The sequence below is a fragment of the Neorhizobium puerariae genome (assembly GCF_042429745.1).
Taxonomy (GTDB): Bacteria; Pseudomonadota; Alphaproteobacteria; order Rhizobiales; family Rhizobiaceae; genus Neorhizobium; species Neorhizobium puerariae.
In genome coordinates, this window is sequence record NZ_JBHMAA010000059.1 from 1 (window position 1) to 2,482 (window position 2,482).

Genomic DNA, 2,482 nt, shown 5'->3' on the forward strand with positions numbered 1-2,482 from the left:
TGTCAATCGGCGCGGAATGTTGACGCCTTATCGGCGTCCAATATTCACCCCCCTGTAGACGATCAGCGCTTGGCCTGCCCGGCGCTGGCCGGGGTTGCAGAGGGTAGGCCAAGTGCGGGTGATGGGTATCTTCGGCTTTAGCTTTGAGAACGGTTCTTGAAGCGCCAGGACTCGTTTCCGGTTTCCACGATCTCGCAGTGATGGGTCAGGCGGTCGAGAAGAGCCGTCGTCATCTTTGCATCGCCGAACACCGACGGCCATTCGCCGAACGCAAGGTTCGTCGTGACAATGACCGAGGTGCGCTCGTAGAGCCTGCTGATAAGATGGAACAGGAGCTGACCTCCGGCCTGCGCGAACGGTAGATAGCCGAGTTCGTCGAGGATGATGAAGTCGAGGCGCGTGAGGTAGTCCGCCGTCCGCCCTTGCTTGCCGTTGCGCGTTTCTGTTTCCAACCGATTGACCAGATCGACAACGTTGAAGAAGCGGCCACGTGTGCTGTTGCGGATGAGAGCACGGGCAATCGCGATGGCCAGATGGCTCTTGCCGGTTCCCGTGCCGCCGACGAGGACGACGTTGCGCTGGTCAGCCACAAAGGTGCCGGTAGCCAGTTCTCGGACCAGGGGTTCATTCACGGGCGTGTCGGCAAAGTCGAAGTCGTCGATGTCCTTGGCGAGTGGCAGTTTGGCTATGCTGAGCTGGTAGCGAATGGAGCGTGCTTGCTTCTCGGCGATCTCCGACTGCAGGAGATCACCGACGATACGTGGCGGTTCGTGCTGGCGTTTGATGCCGTTTCCCATGACCTCGTCGTAGGCGCTGCGCATTCCGTAGAGCTTCAGCGTGCTCATCAGTTCGAGAACCTGCGTGCGTTCCATCAACTTGCCCTCCTGAGCCTGTCGTAACGGGCGCAGTCGGCGACCGGCTCATGGGCAAGCCGAAGCGCATCCGGGATTTGAAGGGTTGCCGCCGGAGCCGGATCGCGGCTTCGCGCCAGAATATTGATGATAACCGAGGCCGAGCAGACGCCGTGATCGAGCGCTTCCTGGCAGGCAGCCTCAACGGCTGCGAGACCATCGGCGGGAACGCATCCGAGTATGGTGACCATCTGTCGATCACCGTCATCAACGCTCTTCAACCTCTTGCGGACCTTCTCCATCGCGGCTGGCAAAACCCATTCCCGGAAGGGAGCACCGTTGCGCAAGGCACCGGGTTTGCGAGCGAGGACAGGAACATAGTGCCAGGGATCATAGACGGTCTCGCCACGGCCGAAGCTGCGCTGATGTTCCGCGACCGTCACACCATCCTGCTTGATGACGATCCGGTCCGCATAGGCATGAACCTCGACAGGTCGGCCGACGGCGGTCGATAGAACCGAGTATTTGTTGTTGTCGAAACGGACGGTGCAGGTCTTCGAGACCGAAGCTGGAACGCAGTGGAAGCCATCGAACGGCCCGGCATAGCGCACGAGGCAGCCGCGTTCGGCCTCGAACATCTGCCAGATCGTCTGTGCCGTCTGTTCGGGATGACTATGGGCCTTGGCATAGGCAACGCATTTGTCGAGCAGCCAGACATTGAGTTCCTCCAGGCTTTTGACCCTGAGGCGCGGCGTGAAGAACCGCTCGCGCACAAGGCCGACCTGGTTCTCGACCTGTCCTTTCTCCCAGCCGGATGCTGGCGTGCAGGCTACCGGATGGACGAGATAATGGCTGCACATCTGCAGGAAACGGCGATTGTAGAGCCGTTCCTTGCCGATAAAGACAGCTTCCACCGCCGTCTTCATGTTGTCGTAGATGCCGCGCGTGCAGGTTCCACGGAAGAAGTCGAAGGCCCTGTCGTGGGCGTCGAAGACCATCTCCTGGCTCTCACGCATATAGGCCCGCGCGAACATCATCCGGCTGTGGCAGAGCCGGACATGGGCAACCTTCACCGTCGTCGTCACGCCCTGGATCAGGACGATCTCATGGCTCCAGTCGAACTGATAGGCCTCACCGGGCGCATAATAGAGCGGCACGTAGGCCTCGGCCAATACAGCCCCTCGATCCTTCGACCATCCCTTCGCATAGCGCCGGATCGCATCATAGCTGCCGTCATAACCCAGCGCCCGAAGCTCTTCGTAAATCCGGATCAGCGTCAGCCGCTCGCGAGAAGGCTTGCCTTCGTTCGCGGCTAGGAAGCGCTCGATCTCAGCCTTCCAGGCCCCGGTCTTCGGAAGCGGCTGCCGTTCGCGCTCATAGGAAAAGTCAGTCTCATCAGATCGCAGTATCTTGCGGACCGTGTTGCGGGAAACATGCAGCTCCCGGACGATCCTTTTTACCGACCAACCCTGCACATGGAAGGCTCGACGAACACGCGCAATCGTATCCACTCGCTTCAACTCCCCCTCCATCCGCCAGCAAAAGACGGATGGTCAGACGAAACAGGTGGGGGGTCAAAATTGGACGCCGGTCACCCCGCCAGAGGGGTCAATATTCCACGCCGAAACACA

Annotated in this window: 1 protein-coding gene and 1 pseudogene; both read right to left on the bottom strand. The window is 60.1% G+C overall.

Translation table 11 applies throughout. From position 1 onward, the window contains the following. Positions 1-137 precede the first annotated feature (137 nt). On the bottom strand, positions 138-872 hold the full coding sequence (istB, locus tag ACFFP0_RS30845) for an IS21-like element helper ATPase IstB (protein WP_377266060.1): 735 nt from the start codon (positions 870-872) through the stop codon (positions 138-140). A 5-nt stretch (positions 873-877) separates the two neighbouring features. Next, positions 878-2,371 (bottom strand): annotated as a pseudogene (gene istA, locus ACFFP0_RS30850) (IS21 family transposase); the annotation flags it as partial. Between the last annotated feature and the right edge of the window lie 111 nt (positions 2,372-2,482).

What these genes read in the sequence shown, in the direction of transcription:
- istB (WP_377266060.1), bottom strand. Translation starts at nt 872, where the DNA reads ATGGAACGCACGCAGGTTCTCGAACTGATGAGCACGCTGAAGCTCTAC.